A 19,871-nucleotide genomic window follows, 5' to 3' on the forward strand; every position below is an offset into this window, starting at 1 on the left:
TTTAGGGTCATACTATTTTTATATATAAGAAAATTATATATTTGACTTTCAGAATAATCATTCTAATTCCTGGCCCTATATCAAATCACTGCGTTTATGTTCCGGAACTACGTTAAAATCTCCCTGCGCAATCTCTGGCGCAATCGTAAAGTAAGTGCGATCAGTATTATTGGATTATCTATCGGTCTGGCTTGTGGCCTTGTGCTTTTTCTGCTGGTAAGTTACATGTTCAGTTTTGATCGCTACCACGCTAAGGCCGATCGTACGTACTGGATCGTTACCGACATTCGGCAGGATAACGTTATTCCAACTGACGCTACGCCCCGACCATTTGGCGATGTGTTACGTCAGAATTATCCGTTTATTGAAAGTGCCGTTCGGCTCGAAAATATGTTCGGGCGCATCATCAGCGTACCGGATGGCAAAGGGGGCTATGCGCAAAAGTTTGAGGAATCGCGGAATCTATGCTTCACCGAGCCCCAATTTTTCGATGTGTTTGATACAAAATGGATCAGCGGGAATCCGAAAACGGCGCTATTGGCTCCCAATACTGTTGTGTTGTCTGAACGCTACGCTCAGAAGTACTTTGGTTCGGCGAATCCTATCGGCAAAACGTTACGTTTCGATAACAAAACCGATTTGACCGTTACGGGTCTCGTGAACGATCTGCCATCCAATACCAAACTGCGTTACGATGTTTTCATTTCCTATGCCACCGTTCCTGTGCTACTTAGTGATCAGGGGCAGCAGGCTATGCAAAATTGGGAAAGCGTTTCGACAATGTGTTTTGTCACCCTGCGTCAAGGCACATCGGTTGAGCAGTTGGCCAGCGTATTTCCGGGAATTCGGCAAAAATACCTGAACACGCAGGAAGCCAAAAAGCTCGATTTCCACGCCCTCCCGCTCGACGATCTGAACCATAATCCGCAATACGGTGGTCAGGCACCCAGGCCTATTCTTTATGCTCTGATTGCAGTGGGATTATTCCTGGTCATGGCGGCCTGCATCAATTTCATCAATCTCGCTACGGCCTACGCCTTGAAACGGTCGAAAGAAGTGGGCGTACGGAAAGTAGTTGGTAGCTCGCGTGGACAGCTGATTCGTCAATTCATGACCGAAACGGCACTCATTACGTTCGTAGCCGTTGTGTTATCGCTACTGTTGGCGCAAATCGCGCTGCCTTTCCTGAATCAGGCGCTGTCGATGTTGCATGCCGACCTGTCGATCCTCGACGTATTTAAACCCGATGCTTTGTTATGGTTCGGCGGATTAGTGGCAGGAGTCATTTTACTGGCCGGATTTTATCCATCGCTCGTAATGGCCCGGTTCAATCCTGTGGCAGCGTTGCGAGCGGGTTACGGGCAACTTACGGCGAAGCAGGTCGGCAACGTATCAGTACGTCGCGGGCTAGTTGTTGTTCAGTTTTTCATTACGCAGTTGTTCATCATTGGCGTGATTGTAATGATGACCCAGGTCCGGCATATGCAACAGACCAACATGGGTTTCCGGAAAGAAGCGATTCTGATGATTCCCGTACCGACAGGCAATGCACTCAAACAGGACGTAGTGCGTAATCAGCTACGTCAGATAGCGGGTGTTGAACACGTTTCCCTGTGTGTTGAGCCGCCCGCTTCGCACCGCCGTATTCCGGTGCCGTTCACGTACGATACGCATACCGAAACCGAGAAATTTCCAACCACAGTGAAAGTGGGCGACAAGGATTACATACCCCTGTTTGGCATAAAACTGGTGGCTGGCCGGAATTTTCTGAATAACGACACGACCAATAGCGAAGCCCTCGTCAACGTAACGATGGTGAAACAATTGGGTTTACGCGCCCCTACCGACGTACTGGGCAAACAACTCAAGATATGGGGCGGAACAAAAACAATCGTTGGTGTTGTGACTGATTTTCACATCAGCGAACTGCGCGAAGCGATTCCACCAACAACCATTCTGAATTATTACCCTGAAAAACACATGGCTGCGCTGAAGCTGACTCCGGCGAATCTGACGACTACTGTAAAAGCCGTCGAAACGAGTTGGAATGAGCTATTTCCAGAACACGTTTTCAAAGCCGACTTTGTAGACGACCTGATGAATCAGTTCTACCTGACCGAACGGATTTTGCTGGGTTTAGCGGAAGTATTTTCACTGATCGCCATTCTGATCGGTTGTTTGGGGCTTTATGGATTGGTTGCGTTTATTGCCGAAACCAGGACCAAGGAAATCGGTGTCCGAAAAATTCTCGGCGCCAGCCCAAACGAACTTATGTGGCTGTTCGGCCGGGAGTTCAGTCGGCTGCTGATCATTGGCTTTTTATTGGCTTCGCCCGTTGGCTGGTTTCTGATGAATAGCTGGCTACGCGGCTACGTTTACCGCATTGAACTTGGCGGATGGATATTTGCCACTACGTTGCTGACCACCGTATTGATCACCACCCTGACCGTCGGTTACGAATCAATGAAAGCTGCTCTTATGAATCCCGCCAAAGCGCTTAAAACAGAATGATCGTAATACGTTTATGAAACTAGTTGTAATCTGTTGGTTTGGCCTGTTCTGCCTGCTTGCGCAACAGGCACAGGCTCAGTCTGGGCTACGGGGCGATTACTACGTCGGAACGAATTTCGAGAAGAAGGTTTTCACCAGGATTGACCCAGCCATCAGTTTCGACTGGCCAAAGCGCAATTTCAGCTGGTTAGAGCGTACTCCGGGACCGGGTATGCCTAAATCCTATTATTCCGTTCGCTGGACGGGTAAATTACTGGCTCCTATTTCGGGCGTTTATATATTCAATGCGAAAGTAGACGACGGGATTCGGGTTTGGGTTGGCAATAAAAAAGTAATCGATGCCTGGCATTTAAATGATTCGAAGCATTTCAATGGTCGTGTTATTCTGGAAGCAGGAAAGTTTTACGAGTTGAGAGTCGATTATTTTAACGATATGCTCGGAGGTGCCATCGACTTGCTATGGGTACTACCCAATGCGCCCAGACTCATTTTCAACGGTATCAGCAACCCCGGCGAGTCAATAACATCGAAGTATTTCTTTCAAAAAGCGCCACCCGCTCCCGTTCCAACAAAGCCACCAATGCCAGTTGCCACAACGCCCGTTGTAGCGGTTGCCCCTCCGCCCAAAGTGATTCCTAAAAAACCGCTACCTGTCGTAAAATCAATACCAATCCTTACTCCGTTACCGCCGAAACGAACAGCCGTAGTTGATACGGTCATATCATCAGCCCCAATCCCCAAACAAGCACCCGAACCGTCATCTGATCTCAAACCCGGTGTTACGTTGACTTTGGAAACGGTTCAGTTTGAACAGAGCAGTTACGTATTATTACCCGAGTCATCGACTGACTTGAACAAACTGGTTCAGGCGATGAAAGCAAATCCGCAGTGGTACGTTCACGTTGTCGGTCATACAGACAATGTCGGCGATCCCCGACTGAATCTGGCTTTATCAGAAAATCGGGCTAAAGTGGTTGCTCATTATCTGATACGTCAGGGAATAGACGATGAACGTATTACCACCGAAGGTTTCGGCGGTAAACAGCCAATTACCGACAATACGACGGAAAGCGAACGTAGCAAAAACCGGCGCGTAGAAATTACGATTCGCTGAATATTCTGGCAATCTGTTCTGTCCGCCTTTGACTTCTTCGCGTCCACTATCGGACAAACCATTTCACTAGCCATCAAGATACACATTTGACTACCAACGCCTTATCATTATTGGCACAGTGCTTGACTAATTCAACATGAAAAACAATTGCCCCCATGCAACCTTACCAGACGGGGTCGCATCTTTAGAACATAAACTAAACGAACCACATGAAACGGAATCAATTCTTCCTGACTTTAGTAGGCGTAGCAACCTTTTCGCTGACAGCCTTCGCTAATAAGCCTACCGATGACAACAAGCCTTATCTGATCAAAACCTTTTCCGGGAACATCAACGCCGTGCGCGCCGAAACTTCAGGCGGTAGCCTGAGTATTGAAGGGGGTACGGATATGAATGCGAAAGTGGAGATGTACGTGCGGGGCAACAACGGAAACGGCAATCTCGACAAAGAAGAAATCGAAGAGCGGCTGAAAGATTATGACATTACAATTGCCCAGGAAGGCAGCACCATCGTGGCGACCGCTAAACGCCGGACTAATGACCGCGACTGGAAACGCTCATTGAGTATTGCGTTCAAATTCTACACCCCCCGTAAGGTAACCACCGACCTGCGTACTTCAGGTGGCAGTATTCATCTGGCGTCGCTGACAGGCGAACAAAAATTTCGTACGAGTGGCGGTAGTCTACACGTGAGCGACATTCAGGGCAATATTAACGGGCAGACTTCGGGGGGTAGCATTCATCTTGATCGTTGCCAGGCCGGAACTTCCGGTGAACTTGATCTACAAACCTCAGGTGGTTCCATTGAAGCGAAATCGTCGTCGGGTAAGATGCGTTTGCATACGTCAGGCGGTAGCATTCGTCTGAGCGATCTAAAAGGCAATGTCGATGCACAAACCAGCGGAGGTAGCGTACACGGCGAAGATATTGCCGGCGATATCAAGGCTGGTACGTCAGGCGGTTCGATTCGGCTGGCAAACGTAGCGGGTAGCATTGATGCCAGCACCAGCGCCGGTGGTATCGACTTGAGTTTAACCCAACTCGGTCAGTACGTTCGACTGAGTACGAGTGCGGGTAGCATCAATGTAAAAATGCCGCTTGATAAAGGATTGACCCTGAACTTAAGCGGCAATCGCATCAAAATTCCGCTCAACAATTTTAGTGGCAACACAGACAAAGACCATATCAAAGGAACGCTGAACGGCGGTGGTATTCCTGTTACCCTCTCAGCCAGCAGCGGTAGCGTGAATGTGAACCAATAGCTTATTCACGTTAACGAACAGGTTCTGACGTCATCGTATTCATTCTGAATACCTTCACTACTCGATAATAACTTAATTTTGAGGCCCGCCTGAAGTTCAGGCGGGCCTCGCTGTTTATGAAGAATTCATTTATTAATCGCCGACTTCTGCTCAATATTGGCCTGACACTGGTTGGTTGCTCGCTGCTACTCTACTGTATTAAAGTGGCTATCGCTGCTCATTTACCTTTTTTAGTGGCTACTATTCTGGCAACGGGATTAGGCTTTTTAGAGCCCCGTAAAGGGTGGTTTCTGGCAATCGTGCAGGCTGTTACGATCTGGCTGGTGTACACGTTTTTCCTCGAACATCCTACCAATAATGTTGACGCGGAACTGGAGAATTTTAGCCTCTACGGCTCCATGATTCTGACGTTTGTGGGCAGCTTTATTGGCGCCATGCTAAAGCGCGTCTTTGACCGGGCGTGAAGTTCAACTACCGAACAGACTGAGTGTAAAATGCCCTATGTATGAATAGGGCAGTAGTTGGATGAGCGTTTTTGTAACGTTCATAACTTGCAATCAATTTCTGTTCTGCAGGCGTCAGGACGTCATTGAAACAAAACTTAATATGGCCTGTCATTCGTACTTCATCGAGGATATCTACCAGATTTTTGAACGTTGACAGTTTCGTGGGTGTAATCAACACAATAGCACCATAGTTGTGATTCAGAGTTATACTGATTAGTTGGTTTTTAATTCCCGCAGCTGAATAGTCCGTTTCTATAAACTCTGGCCCTACACCATTTAGGTTATAGTTGAGAAAACCAATACGGTTGTTGTCTAACAAAAATAGGTTGGCATCCGCTTTTGGTTTCCAGCCATAATAGCACATGATACCACCTGGAATGTTCATCTGCATAACATTTTCTCGCTGTACCGTTTTGAGCCAGACAAAAAACACAATCAGGAGTAAAGCGACATTCACAAAGGGTGTGAAATCAATACGTATAGGTGTATAGGTCTGGCGTTTCATGATGGCGTTGGCTTTGGTTAACTCATTGATGATTAAATGTCTATATTCCACACAAGCGTACTAAATTTTCTATCTTTACTATTTATACACAAATAAGGAATATGTGTAGAGATGAGTACTTATGAACGTAACGCCAATCGGCTGACAATCTTCTTATTTACTTGCTTAGTTCTCTTATCGATTGCCGGTGCGATCTAGTTGCCAAATCCAGTCGCTGTGCATTATAACCTGGCTGGAAAACCCAATCGCTGGGGTAGCCCCGCTACGTTGCTGATTCTTCCGTTTATCGTCTTTTTTGTTATCAGTATTAGTTGGGCTGCCGAAAAAGCACATCCCGACTTTATGAATTTTCCAGGCCCGCGCACGCCTGAAAATGTATCCCGTCAACTGGGTAATATTCGTCTGATGGGCAGTACGATACGTGTGTTTCTCACGGGAATGTTCCTCATCATACAAAGTCAGTCCATATGGGCTAAATACTACAATCACGATCAGTTGATTGGCTGGACATTACCTGTGTTACTTTTCTTTTTATTTCTGCTCATCGGGTTCTTCGTTCGGCGATCCTATAAACTGATTCCACGCCAGTAAAGGCAGTTTCTTCGTACCTTTGAGTTATGTTTCTGCTGACTCAAAAACCGCCGTTTGCCAATCTGATTTCTTCGTTCGAAGGTGATCTTTATTTTGATGATTCGCCCGAACATACCGCCCAGCGCATACTCTACGCAACGGACGCATCGGTATATCAGGAAATGCCGATTGCCGTAGCATTGCCCAAATCGGTTACCGACATTAAGCGATTGCTCCGTTTCGCGCAACAGTACGGATTGGGCTTGATTCCACGGGCGGCTGGTACGTCACTGGCCGGACAGGTTGTTGGCAGCGGGATTGTCGTGGATATTTCCAAGTATTTCGGGCAGACGCTGGAACTCAACGCCGATGAACGATGGGTACGCGTTCAGCCGGGCGTTATCCGCGATGATTTGAACGCGTTTCTGAAGCCGCACGGTCTACTCTTCGGACCCGAAACCTCAACCGCCAGTCGGGCCATGATTGGCGGAATGATCGGTAACAATTCCTGTGGCTTACATTCCATCATCTGGGGCACCACCCGCGATCATCTGCTCGAAGTTCGGACCGTACTCAGCGATGGAGCCGAAGTCACGTTCGGTCCACTCACGCCCGAACAGTTCGACGCCAAATGCCGGGGCGAGAACGTAGTAAGTCCACTTGAACAACGACTATATGTTCAGTTCCGCGACTGGCTTTCTAAACCAGACATTCAGCAACATATTCGCGAAGGTTACCCCAAACCAACCGTCACCCGACGTAACACGGGATATGCGTTGGATGCACTTTTAAAATTTTGGGAAGAGAGGGAGGAAGGGGAAGAAAGGGAGGAAAGCATTTCCCCCCCTCGTCCCTTTCTTCCTTCCTCCCCCCTTTTCAACTTCGCCCATCTCATCGCCGGTTCGGAAGGGACACTTTGTTTTATTACCGAAGCGAAACTGAATCTATTACCGTTGCCGCCAAAAGAAACGGCACTGGTCTGCGCGCATTTTCCGACCATCCGGCAATCGCTCGAAGCGAATCTGGTCGCGTTGGCGCATCAGTGTTCGGCGTCGGAGCTGGTCGATGATTATATTTTGCAACTGACCAAAACCAACATCGAGCAATTGAAAAACCGGCATTTCGTTGAGGGCGATCCGAAAGCGATTCTAATGGTTGAGTTTTTCGATGAAACTGCGGAGGGCGTTGCGCAAAAGGCGAAGAGTTTCGTGGATGAGTTGAAAGCGAAGGGGTTGGGGTATGCCTATCCGATTCTGTTCGACGAAGACACGAAAAAACCCTGGGCATTACGTAAGGCAGGACTGAGTATCATGTACAACATTCCCGGCGACGAAAAACCGGCGAACGTCATTGAAGATACGGCTGTCGATGTACACGATCTCCCCGACTACATCGATGAACTGGACCAGATGGCCTGGGAGCAACACGGCCTGAAACTGGAATACTCAGCCCATGCGGGCGCGGGTGAGATTCACGTATTGCCGCTGATTAATCTTAAATCATCGCAAGGCCGGGCTAATTTTCGGGCGCTTCTGATGGATACGGCGCAGCTGGTCAAAAAATACGGCGGTTCCCTGTCCGGCGAGCATGGCGATGGACGGTTGCGTGGCGAGTGTATTGCGTTTATGCTCGGTCCCGAAAATTATCAACTCTGTAAGGAAGTCAAGGCACTTTGGGACCCGCACAATACATTCAATCCCGGCAAAGTGGTTGATACGCCCCCGATGAACGAGTCGTTACGTTCGGAAGCGGACGTAGTGATTCCACAACCAAAAACCGTTTTCGATTTTTCCAAAGATGGCGGCTTACTCGAACTGGCGGAAAAATGCTCCGGCTCCGGCGACTGCCGCAAAACCGAAATCTCGGGCGGAACGATGTGTCCGAGCTACATGGCCACCCGACGCGAGCGCGATACAACCCGGGCACGTGCCAATATTCTGCGGCATTTTTACAGTAATCAGTCGGCACCATCTGAACACGATTACGAGGCTGTTAAGGACGTACTGGATTTATGTCTGTCGTGCAAAGCCTGCAAAGCGGAATGCCCGTCGAGCGTCGATATGGCCAAAATGAAAGCTGAGTTTACGCAACAGCGCTATCGCGAAAAAGGGATTCCGCTGCGGGCAAAACTGGTCGGTAACTTTACCAAACTAATGTCGCTGGCGAGTATTGCCCCCTGGGCGTACAACGGTATTTATGGTTCGTCGGCGCTGCGTCAACTGGCAAATCGAACGGTTGGCTTTCATCCCAAACGGAGTATGCCGGAGCTGGCAAGTACGACGTTGAGACAGTGGTTTAAGACGTATCGTTCACAGCTTTCCTCTTCGCCCCCATCCTACCCTTCCGAACATCAGCCCGGCTCCGTGCTTCTTTTTTGCGATGAGTTCACGAATTACAACGACGTAGCGGTGGGTCAGAAAGCGGTTCAACTACTGGATCGGCTGGGCTACGTAGTGACGATGCCGAAACACGTCGAAAGTGGCCGAACGTATTTGTCGAAAGGCTTGGTCGATGAGGCAAAGAAGCTCGCGATACGTAACGTTACGTTACTAAAAAACCTCGTCACCGACGAAACACCGCTGATCGGTCTGGAACCCTCCGCCATTCTAACCTTCCGCGACGAATATCCCGACCTCGTTCCTGACGAGTTAAAAGCTGACGCGCTACGTATCGCCAAAAACGTTTTTCTGTTCGAAGAATGGCTTTCCAATGAAGTCGATGCCGGACGTATTGACCGAAGCTTATTTACGAGCGAAGCGCAACTGGTGAAGGTGCACGGACATTGCCATCAGAAAGCACTATCGTCAATGATTCCGGTCAAGAAAGTGCTTTCTCTGCCAAAAAATTATACGGTTCAACTGATTCCGTCGGGTTGTTGCGGCATGGCCGGCTCGTTCGGCTATGAAGAAGAACACTACGACCTATCCATGCAAATTGGTGAGCTGGTTTTATTTCCGGCAGTACGCAACGCTGAAGACGCCATCATCTCAGCCGCCGGGACAAGTTGCCGCCATCAGATCAAAGACGGAACGGGTCGAAAAGCCCAGCACCCCGCCGAAATTCTGTTCGATGCTCTAATGTAACACGGTTTGTATACCCACAATCTGTTTGTCGTTGTGATGAGTTATGGCTTTCCTGCGCCGTTACTCACTGGAAAAAACCTTTTCGTCTGCCAGTGGTTTTCCATATACCTTAAAACATTCACAGTATCATGGAAAACTCAAATTCATCAGCCCTTAGCGACGGATCACAACAGGCCGATTTGGTCTCGAACGAAAATGCCGAAACCAAATTCGGTGCCGACCAGGGTGAAACAAATATGGTTAAACTCGTTGATGGTAAACTGACTCCGATTGGTGATACAGAAGACGATGTTATGGACGAGCAACTTCGCAATCGATACAGCTCCGATGAAGAGCGTAGCTTACAGGGCGATCAGCAACGGACCAAAACGTATGAAAATTCCGATTCAGCCTTGCAGGTTGGTGCCGAGTTCGACAACAAAAATATTCCAGAAGACCCTATTGCCGTAGCCGACATTACGGGAAATCCGGACGCAGGAGCAACCGTGAACACCGGTTTACCATCGGAAGATGAGACGGACGAGAAAACGCCGACTAATTCGTTTGGTAACTGGCAGTTTATAGGTGGTGGTCAACCTATGGGCGATATGATTCCGCCTACGCCCGGCACGCCTGACCCAATGCAACCGGTACCGGGGATTCCCGAGACGCCACCAACACCCCCAACGCCCGGCCCTGAAATTCCGGATCTACCGGGTACGCCAAGACCAGCGGTACCTGAAATTCCGGACATGCCGGATACGCCTAAGCCAGCGGTGCCTGATATTCAGAATGCTGCCATTACGTACACGGCGTCGGCACAAGGTGTTATTCCAACGAACGGCCCAAAACCCGGTGATGACGTAGCCCCTACACGCCGTGAAAACTTAGAGCAAGGTGCTAAGGCTAAGCCGGGTACGGAAGAAGGCATGGAAGCCCAGCCTGACACGGGTGATTCAGCACGTCCATATGACGTAAATGCGAAAGACCCTGCCGAAAATCAGCCAGGTGAGCGGCCGGAAGAAGCACAGGAGATGGAAACGCAACCTAAGGAAGCACTTGACGAAAGTACGGTTAAAGCCCAGGATATGATCTCGGGGTCTGATCGTTCTGATCAAAAGTCAACGGACGGTCTCGACCGGAAATACAATGATCCCGAAGCTGCCCGCGAACTGGCCAGCTAACTCATATAAATTAAGTTACGTAACGCGGTTGAAACAGAGCAAGAACTCCTGTTTCAACCGCGTTACGTTTTTTTCTACATTTAACCTAAAATTCTAAACTACATGAAAAAGTTAATTCTTCCCTGCTTACTGGTTAGTGCACTCGCATTGGCGGCTCCTCCGAAATGGACTTCGCTTTTTGATGGGAAAACAATAAAAGGCTGGCATAGCTATCATAAAGATGGGGTTGTTGGCTGGTACGTCGAAGATGGTGCCCTAACGCCCGACGGCACCGGGGGCGATCTGGTGACGGACAAAGAATACGAAAACTTTGAGCTGGAATTTGAATTCAAAATCCCCAAAGGCAGCAATAGCGGTGTTGTCTATAAAATAATCGACAGCCCCGACCTCAAATCAACGTATATGTCGGGCCCAGAATATCAGGTAATTGACGACAAAGGTTATTTAGACAGCGAAGGCAAGCCTTATAAGCTGAAAGACACGCAAATGACCGGCGCTAATTATGATATGATACCTCCGTCGGATTTTTCGATTGCAAAAACCCCCGGCGAGTGGAATAAAGGACGTATCGTCGTGAATAAAAATCATATAGAGCACTTCCTGAACGGTAAAAAAGTCGTCGATTATCAATACGGTTCTGACGATTGGAAAGCGATGGTTGCTAAAAGCAAGTTTGCGAACTGGGCCTATGCAACGCCCCATGCCAAAGGCAAAATTGCACTCCAAAATCACAGTCCGAAAGAACGAGTCTGGTACCGAAACATCCAGATTCGGGAATTATAAGTGTAACAATCTTAAAAAAGGCCGCTGGTATCCATTTACCAGCGGCCTTTTTTAGTGCCCAACTTTTACAGTTAATCGCTATCCTCTCAACTACTTACTGAGCCAAAAACGGATTGAACGTCCTACCTACAATTACTAAACAGCGTATTGTTCAACTATATATCACATAGTCAATAGTGACTATTGTTATTCAAAATTTTATATACACTATTTCAATATTTCAATGTATTAAATATCACATTATAGATATTTTGCCAATATTTATTTTGATTATTTATATAATTTTAGAATATAATTTTACCAATAGAGATATGCCTATTAAATTAGCGTTAAAGTGCTTAACAACACCGTAGAATCTATGGCTACTTCGTTGTAATCGCTCCTTTAAAATCTTCGTCTACTTGTTTTCTTAACCACTTATTAGCAATGAGAGAATTTTTTACGCGATGCTGTCTAGTCGCTTTCCTACTGCTTAGTGTAGTTGGCTTTGCGCAGGACAAAACGTTAAAAGGTCGTGTGACTTCCAAGTCGGATGGTTCTGGCCTGCCGGGTGCAAACGTTCTGATTAAAGGTACTGACCGCGGTAGTACTACAAATGCCAATGGAGAGTTTACGCTAAGCGCTCCCAACAATGCCGTTCTGGTTGTTTCCTACATCGGTTACAAGCCAATGGAAATGGCTGTCGGTACAAAGTCGTTCATTGATTTATTGCTGGAAGAAGACGCTTCGAACCTGAACGAAGTTGTCGTTACGGCGCTGGGTATCACACGCGAAAAGAAAGCGCTGGGCTACGCAGTGCAGGAAGTAAGCGGTAAACAATTGACTCAGGCACGCGAGACAAACCTTGTTAATGCACTGGCGGGACGTATCGCTGGAGTGCAGGTTACCGGATCGAATGGTGCACCGGGAGCCTCCTCGCGGATGCTGATTCGGGGAGCCAGTTCAATCGGCAGCAACAACCAGCCGCTGTTTGTAGTCGATGGCGTACCTATTGACAACAGCAACATCGGTTCCGGTACGTCGGTAGACTATGGCAACGGAGCGGCTTCCATCAACCCCGACGACATTGAGAATGTCAGTGTACTGAAAGGACCCAGCGCAGCTGCTTTGTATGGTTCAAGGGGAGCCAACGGAGTTGTTCTGGTTACGCTTAAGAGTGGTAAAGGATCGAAAGGTATTGGTGTAGCTGTCAATTCGAATACGACCTTCGACACGCCTTTCCGGCAACCTTCCTGGCAGAATGAGTATGGCCAGGGTGGCAAAGGCCAGTTCAAATACGTCGATGGTCGGGGCGGTGGTATCAACGATGGCGTGGATGAAAGCTGGGGACCCAGACTGGACGGACGGTTGATCGAACAATTCGACTCGCCCGTTGTCAATGGTGTTCGTCAGGCTACGCCCTGGATCGCTCATCCTGATAATGTTAACCAATTCTACCAGACGGGTCGTACCCTAACCAATAACGTATCCTTAACCGGCGGTAACGAAAAAGGTGATTTTCGGCTGTCGTTCACGGAGTTGAACCAGACGGGTATTCTGCCAAACACCGACTACAAACGGCGGACCATTGCGCTGAATGCTGGCTGGAACCTGACCGACAAACTCAGCATCCGGGCAACCGGAAACTACGTGAAAGACGGCAGCGACAACCGCACGAACTGGGGTCTTTATTTTATCTGGTTCGGTCGGCAGGTGGACATGGAGCAGTTGAAGAACTATCAGGCTCCAGGCAGTATTTATCAGCGTAACTGGAACGATAATTACTGGACGAATCCGTATTATCAGCTTAACGTCAGTGCGCGGGAAAACGCGAAAGACCGGCTATACGGTAATTTATCCGCAACGTACCGCTTCACGCCCTGGCTGAGCTTAACGGCCCGTTCGGGTACGGATTTCTACCAGGATCGGCGTAAGACCAAAAATGCGGCCAGAACCTCGAATCTCTACGACAGTTACAACGAAGACCTGATCTTCGTACAGGAATCCAACAGTGATTTCCTCTTAAACGCCACGCATAAATTTGGCAACTTCGACGTAACGGCTAACGTAGGCGGCAACCTACGGACGAATTACACGCAACGCAACTACACAGGTGCCACCGAGCTAGCCATCCCACGCGTATGGAACATTGGTAACTCGCGCCAGCGCCCCGAGACGACGAACACGGCCTATACAAAGAAGGCGATCAACAGCTTGTACGCTTCATCGAACATCGGTTTTAACAACTATCTGTTCCTGGATCTGACCGTGCGGAATGACTGGTCCAGTACGCTACCCGTTGACAACAACTCGTACTTCTATCCCTCAGCGGCCCTGAGCGCGGTGTTGACCGATATGTTCAACGTGAATTCGCCGACTTTATCGTTTGCGAAAGTACGGGCTGGTGTGGCCCGCGTGGGTAATGACACGGATCCCTACAACCTGCTTCAGACCTACTCGTACGCAGATGCCTGGGGATCGCTGCCTTCGCTGGCCGAGGGTAATGCCATCCTGAACGCTGCCCTGAAGCCTGAACTGACGGATTCGTACGAAGTGGGAGCCGAAGTAAAATTGTGGCACAACCGGGTTGGCCTTGATGTGACGTACTATAGCAAGGAATCCTCCAACCAGATTCTGAGCGTAAACGTTTCCAACGCCACTGGTTTCTCTTCGAAATGGCTGAACGCAGGTCGAATCCAGAACCGGGGCGTCGAAATACAGTTGACAGGCTCGCCGGTGAAAACGAGTAGATTCCAGTGGGATGTCACTCTGAACTGGGCTCGTAACCAGAACAAAGTTGTTGAGCTGGCCGATGGGTTAGATACGTACACATTAGGCACCGTACGAGGCATGACTGTTGAAGCCCGTAAAGGTCAACCCTATGGTACGTTCTTTGGCCAAGGCTTCCTGCGCGACCCATCAGGCAACATCGTCTATGACAACAGTGGCTATCCCCGTATCGACCCTACACGCCGGATACTGGGCAATTTTACGCCCAGATGGATTGGTGGCATCCAGAACACGTTCACCTACAAAAACCTCTCGCTCAGTACGTTAATTGATGCTAAAGCGGGTGGAGACATCTTCTCGCAAACGATCAACATCGGTCGGTATACGGGGGTTCTGGCCGAAACCACGCTTGGCCGTGAAACCGGTATTGTTGGCGCAGGGGTTGTAAACACAGGAACGGCGGAGAATCCGGTCTACACGCCGAACACCAAAAACATCTCGTCGGAAGAGTGGCACCACAAATACTACCTGCTAACCAACAACGAAGAAACAATCTTCGACGGAAGCTATGTAAAACTGCGCGAAGTGCGGATGACGTATCGCCTGCCGGGTAAAGTATTCTCTCGCCTGCCTTTCCGCGACATTACCATTTCGGCAGTTGGTCGGAACCTGGCACTCCTCTACAGCAAGATTCCGCACATCGATCCGGAAACAAGCTACTACAACGATGGCAATCTACAGGGCATCGAAAACGGGCAGATCCCGACAACACGTTCGATTGGTTTCAACGTCAGCTTTAATCTTTAATTATCTCAGGCAAGTATCAGGAGCTTACCAGATGGTATAGGCTTCTGATACGTCTATAGCTAATCAAACCGAACTATGCACTCTATTTTTTATTCGTTCCGACATAAAATTGCCCTGGCCTGTTTACTCTTCGGAATGACGGCCTGTACCGGTGAGTTCGCCGAAATCAATACGAACCCAAATACGCCGACCATGGCATCGGCGGATCTGTTCATGCCGCATGGTATCCAGACGGCGGTCAATGCTTATTGGGGCGGGTCGCTGGGAATGGACGTGGGCGACGGCTTTTCGCAGCACTGGGCGCGGATTCAATACACCGATATCGACCAATATACCGTCACGAACGACGTAGCCAACACTGCCTGGCAAAACCTCTATATTGAATCCATGGCGGACTATCAGCGGATTTACAAGATCGGCAAGGAGACGGGTAATACAAATTATCAGGCAGTCGCTGTCATCATGCGGTCGTTTGCTTTTTCCGTACTGGCGGATGTCTACGGAGATATTCCATACAAGCAGGCTGTTCAGGGGCTGGAAGGCATGTTACAGCCAAAATACGATGCCCAGAAAGACGTTTATGCGGGCTTAGTAGCGGAACTGAAAGCAGCTGGCGAACTGATCGACGTAGCCGACAAGTCAAAGGTTATTGGGGGGGACATTCTGCTAAATGGTGATCTGACGAAATGGCGCAAGTTTGCCAATTCTCTCAGTCTGCGAATTCTGAACCGCATGCTGGGAAAAACGGATGCACCTATCGATGTTAAAACAGAGATCGAGCGAATCCTGAAAGACCCCACAAAATACCCTGTGCTGGCATCCAACACCGATAATGTTCAACTGGTTTATTTGTCGGCCGCACCAAGCAATAACCCCATCAACGAGAACCGCAAAACGCGTGATGATCACCGTATAGGCGCTACGTTGGTGAACAAGCTGAAGACGCTTAGTGATACTCGTCTACCGGTATACGCGAATCTGCCTGCCGATGGTGGTGATTACAAAGGCGTACCCAACGGATTGTCGGCTTCGGACGCCAATTCACTGGGCTTGTCCAAAACGTCGAAAGTAGGTAACTATTTCGTCGCTGCTACAGCACCGGGCGTCCTCATGAGCTATGCAGAGTTGCTATTTATCAAAGCTGAATTTGCTTATAAAGGTATTACGGCGGCTGGCGACGTAGCGACTAACTATACCGACGCCATCAAAGCGTCTCATACCCAATATGGGTTAACGGCGGCAGCGTCTTACCTGACCGCCAATGCACTGAAAACGGGCACCGACGGGTATACCCAAATCATGGAGCAGAAGTGGATTGCCCTTTACGGTCAGGGAGTAGAAGCCTGGACCGAATACCGCCGGACGGGTATTCCAGCCCTGCAGCCCGCGGTCATCAATACGAATGGGGGTATTATTCCAACGCGACTACCCTACCCAGGCTCAGAAGAATCCCTGAATTACAGCAACTTCAACGAAGCTCTGACTCGGCAAGGTGGCAAAAACGATATGAAATTTAAACTCTGGTTCGCCAAGTAATTGTATCACGGACTTCAGTCCGTATAGCCGTAGGCTAAATTGAGAGCAACATTCTTTCAGTCTACGACTATACGGACTGAAGTCCGTGATACCTATTTAAACTGTCCCTCGATGAAAAACTGGTTTTCTACTCCATTACTGACCTGCTTGGCGACCACTACGTTCTTTTCGGTGTCGGCTCAGGATGATAAGGCGCTACTCAAGAAGGCGCACAAGATTCACGAAAAGGCCTTTACGATCGATACCCACGCCGATACGCCGATGCTGCTGTCACGCGGCAATTTCGACGTAACGAAAGATAATGACCCTCGTACCAGCAATAGCAAAGTTGATTACCCACGTATGCGTCGGGGTGGTCTGGATGCTATTTTTTGGGCCGTTTATTTGGGTCAGGGACCGCGTACACCCGAAGGCCACGAAACGGCGAAGAAGAAAGCAATGGGCATTTTTGATGCGATTGACGTAACGCTCAAGAAGACGGCTTCCGAAGCAGCCCTAGCTACAACTCCCGAAGAAGCGTATCAAATCAACAAAACCGGCAAGCGTGTTATCTTCCTTGGGGTTGAAAACGGCTATCCGATGGGCCACGACATCACGCTCCTGAAGCAGTTTTACGACAAAGGCGCCCGCTACATGACGCTCTGTCATTCAAGCAACAACGACATCTGCGATTCATCGACCGATCCGAAAGGGGCCGAGTATCAGGGTTTGAGTCCACTGGGTGAGCAGGTCGTTGGTGAGATGAATCGATTAGGCATGATGATCGACGTATCGCACGTGTCCGATTCGACGTTTTATGACGTAGTACGATTGTCAAAAGTGCCCATTATCGCGTCGCATTCGGGCGCCAAAGCGATCTGTGATCATCCCCGTAATCTGACCGATGATATGCTGAAAGCATTGGCGAAAAACGGGGGCGTCGTTCAACTGAATCTGTTGAGTGATTACGTCAAAACCATTCCAGCTAGTCCAGAGCGCGAAGCGGCTCAGAAAGCTATGATGGAAAAATGGGGGGTTAAAGATCGCCGTTCCATGATGGGGGCCATGAGCAAACTCTCGGAAGATGATCAGAAAAAGCTTCGGGAAGAATTCATGGACATCAACAAAAAGTACCCTGTTCAACTAGCTACCGTGAAAGATGCTGTTGATCACATCGATCATATGGTTAAGCTGATCGGTATTGATCATGTCGGTATGGGCGCTGATTTCGATGGAGGTGGCGCTTTAGCTGACTGCTTCGATGTCAGTCAGTACGAAAACTTCACCGTTGAATTTTTACGTCGGGGTTATTCAAAAAAAGACATCGAGAAAATCTGGGGAGGTAATTTCTTCCGGGTTATGAAAGCTGTCGAAAAAGGCAAGACGACGGAAATAGCTCTTAAATAACGTTAACAGATCTAAAATCCCGGCTGATGCGCATCAGCCGGGATTTTTATTTTTTAGAGTAGATTTTTTGATAAGATAATTTACTGATTAGCAGACAGTAAGACATATGACGAACGATTTAAGCGACACACTTTCTCAGTCAGTAAGCTATAAGCCGCTCGCCAGGCTGAGCAGGCAAACGTTACGTTGGTCGAGTTTTTTGTTGGTCACTACTGTTTGGGTTAGTGCCGGTCTCTTCGGCTTATACATCCTGGCTTTTTACGCGTCCGCTCTCTACGAAGGGAATATGGCTCGCTGGAATCAGGTTCTACCCAAGCTGTATGAACAAAGCACGACGACAGCAACCACCGGAATAGGTCTGCATTTCGCAGCGGGCGGCATTATTCTTGTTCTGGGAAGTCTTCAATTAATAGATTCCATCCGTGTTCGGTTTCCCGCTTTGCACCGCTGGGTCGGACGCGTATACGTTCTTTCCTGTCTGCTCGCTGCCATTGGCGGGCTAGTCTTCATTGCCATCAAAGGAACCATCGGAGGATTGATGATGAACGTTGGGTTCTCCCTGTACGGAATCCTGATGTTTATCGCGGCCATACAAACGTATCGAACCGCCGTTGCCAGAAATACGGCCAGCCATCGGCTCTGGGCACTACGTTTGTACGTCCTGGCGATAGGTTCCTGGCTATACCGAATGGATTATGGCTTCTGGCTGTTGCTAACGGATGGCCTGGGTCACACCCGCTCATTCAGCGGACCATTTGACAGTGTAATGGCCTTCTTTTTCTACCTCCCTAATTTGTTAGTAGTGGAAGTTTTCACAAGAGCCCGCTCTTATAAAGCCTCTCCTCTTCTTCGAATCTTGGCCTCACTCATACTTCTGTTTGCAACGGGATTTCTACTTTTAGGTACGTATTACTTCACGTTGTATTACTGGGGACCAGCCATTGTCAATTGGGTATCTGGTCGTTAACGTAGTATACCCATTCAGCTAAAGGACTTATAGTCAACACAATTTCGCTGAAATGTAGTTAAGATTACATTCGTATAAACAACAGTAAGATCCATGAAACGCACAGATCTATTTTCAGTAATAAGAAACAGGGGAATACAACTAAGGACGTTCCTGATGGACGTAATCAAAGGAAGAATTAAAGTCGATGTCGTTTAAATTAGCTAACGTATCACTGTTACGTTATTTTTCTTTGCTTTATTCTTGAAACCAACAACAAATCAAGTGGCAACCGCATGGATCATAGTGAGTGTTGTATTAGCGTGGTACTGCGCTAAAGCACTTAAAACTAACCCAGGTAAACCCGATTGGAGCAAAGCGATCGCAGCCACTCTTTTATGGCCGTTCTCCCTTTTTATGGAACGATACAAATAGAGATCTACGTACCAGGTAGTATAGCGAAGAGTTCGTAAACTGCCGCTCCTAACGCACAAAACAAAGCTTAATAATCCACCCGCTTTCGGCTGGCCTTTACATCACTTTTTTGCTTTTTGCTGGCAATTCGTTCTTCCACCGCGGCCTTCGAGGGTTTCGTTGCTTTACGGGGTTTAGGTTTTTCGAATGCTTTTTCGATCAGGCGATAAAATTTCTTCGTTACCTTCTCTTTATTAGCCAACTGCGTCCGCTCGGTTTGGTGCCTCAATACCAGTTCACCATCAGTTGTTAGCTTATTGGCTAGTTTTTCTTCCAGAACGATCCGTTCCTCATTGGTCAGCAAAAGAGACTGGCGAACACTGAACCGGAGCTCGGCCTTCGTCGCTACTTTATTCACGTTCTGGCCTCCTGCCCCACCGCTACGGGCAAATTGATACTGTAATTCGGGTTGTAAACGAGTAGCATCCATCGTCGCAATTACGCAATTCATTGAGTGGTCTGAAAAACAAACCTGAGATGAGGTAGTTCTTTTTTCAAAACTAATTGATTCAACGT

14 protein-coding genes are annotated in these 19,871 nt (G+C 48.5%); 12 read left to right on the forward strand and 2 right to left on the reverse strand.

All coding sequences use genetic code 11. The features are described 5' to 3' along the window. Window positions 1-96: 96 nt before the first annotated feature. From IC230_RS01775 to IC230_RS01790, 4 genes are all read left to right on the forward strand, one after another. The gene (locus IC230_RS01775; RefSeq protein WP_191037244.1) at window positions 97-2,511 is read left to right on the forward strand and encodes an ABC transporter permease; all 2,415 of its coding nucleotides are present in this window, start codon (window positions 97-99) and stop codon (window positions 2,509-2,511) included. Window positions 2,512-2,524: 13 nt separating this feature from the next. Next, entirely contained in the window at window positions 2,525-3,625 is a 1,101-nt protein-coding gene (locus IC230_RS01780) for an OmpA family protein (protein ID WP_191037245.1), read from the forward strand. Between the two features lie 209 nt (window positions 3,626-3,834). Next, a complete protein-coding gene (locus IC230_RS01785; RefSeq protein WP_191037246.1) occupies window positions 3,835-4,887 on the forward strand; it encodes a DUF4097 family beta strand repeat-containing protein in 1,053 nt (350 codons plus the stop codon). Window positions 4,888-5,003: 116 nt separating this feature from the next. After that, entirely contained in the window at window positions 5,004-5,351 is a 348-nt protein-coding gene (locus IC230_RS01790) for a hypothetical protein (RefSeq protein ID WP_191037247.1), read from the forward strand. Window positions 5,352-5,358: 7 nt separating this feature from the next. Here IC230_RS01790 and IC230_RS01795 read toward each other — a convergent pair whose 3' ends face one another. Next, complete coding sequence (locus IC230_RS01795; RefSeq protein ID WP_191037248.1) at window positions 5,359-5,898, reverse strand: biopolymer transporter ExbD; 540 nt, start codon at window positions 5,896-5,898, stop codon at window positions 5,359-5,361. A 198-nt stretch (window positions 5,899-6,096) separates the two neighbouring features. Here IC230_RS01795 and IC230_RS01800 point away from each other — a divergent pair, with 198 nt between their 5' ends. The 8 genes from IC230_RS01800 (at window position 6,097) to IC230_RS01835 (ending at window position 18,902) form a co-directional block, all read left to right on the forward strand. After that, the gene (locus IC230_RS01800) at window positions 6,097-6,489 is read left to right on the forward strand and encodes a DUF1648 domain-containing protein (protein ID WP_223860173.1); all 393 of its coding nucleotides are present in this window, start codon (window positions 6,097-6,099) and stop codon (window positions 6,487-6,489) included. A 26-nt stretch (window positions 6,490-6,515) separates the two neighbouring features. Further along, on the forward strand, window positions 6,516-9,551 hold the full coding sequence (locus IC230_RS01805) for an FAD-binding and (Fe-S)-binding domain-containing protein (protein ID WP_191037250.1): 3,036 nt from the start codon (window positions 6,516-6,518) through the stop codon (window positions 9,549-9,551). 128 nt (window positions 9,552-9,679) lie between these two features. Further along, complete coding sequence (locus IC230_RS01810; protein WP_191037251.1) at window positions 9,680-10,714, forward strand: hypothetical protein; 1,035 nt, start codon at window positions 9,680-9,682, stop codon at window positions 10,712-10,714. A 102-nt stretch (window positions 10,715-10,816) separates the two neighbouring features. Next, window positions 10,817-11,497: a 3-keto-disaccharide hydrolase gene (locus tag IC230_RS01815; RefSeq protein ID WP_191037252.1), complete on the forward strand. Its 681-nt coding sequence runs from the start codon at window positions 10,817-10,819 to the stop codon at window positions 11,495-11,497. Between the two features lie 426 nt (window positions 11,498-11,923). Next, the gene (locus tag IC230_RS01820) at window positions 11,924-15,013 is read left to right on the forward strand and encodes a SusC/RagA family TonB-linked outer membrane protein (RefSeq protein WP_191037253.1); all 3,090 of its coding nucleotides are present in this window, start codon (window positions 11,924-11,926) and stop codon (window positions 15,011-15,013) included. Between the two features lie 75 nt (window positions 15,014-15,088). Continuing rightward, a complete protein-coding gene (locus tag IC230_RS01825) occupies window positions 15,089-16,549 on the forward strand; it encodes a SusD/RagB family nutrient-binding outer membrane lipoprotein (RefSeq protein ID WP_191037254.1) in 1,461 nt (486 codons plus the stop codon). Window positions 16,550-16,660: 111 nt separating this feature from the next. Then, a complete protein-coding gene (locus IC230_RS01830; protein ID WP_191037255.1) occupies window positions 16,661-17,935 on the forward strand; it encodes a dipeptidase in 1,275 nt (424 codons plus the stop codon). Window positions 17,936-18,041: 106 nt separating this feature from the next. Continuing rightward, window positions 18,042-18,902, forward strand: coding sequence for a DUF2306 domain-containing protein (locus IC230_RS01835; protein ID WP_191037256.1), 861 nt, complete (start codon window positions 18,042-18,044; stop codon window positions 18,900-18,902). Between the two features lie 481 nt (window positions 18,903-19,383). Here the strand turns inward: IC230_RS01835 and arfB are convergent, their stop codons facing one another. Continuing rightward, a complete protein-coding gene (arfB, locus tag IC230_RS01840; RefSeq protein ID WP_191037839.1) occupies window positions 19,384-19,785 on the reverse strand; it encodes an alternative ribosome rescue aminoacyl-tRNA hydrolase ArfB in 402 nt (133 codons plus the stop codon). Window positions 19,786-19,871: the final 86 nt, after the last annotated feature.

It is taken from the genome of Spirosoma validum (assembly GCF_014699035.1).
Taxonomy (GTDB): domain Bacteria; phylum Bacteroidota; class Bacteroidia; order Cytophagales; family Spirosomataceae; genus Spirosoma; species Spirosoma validum.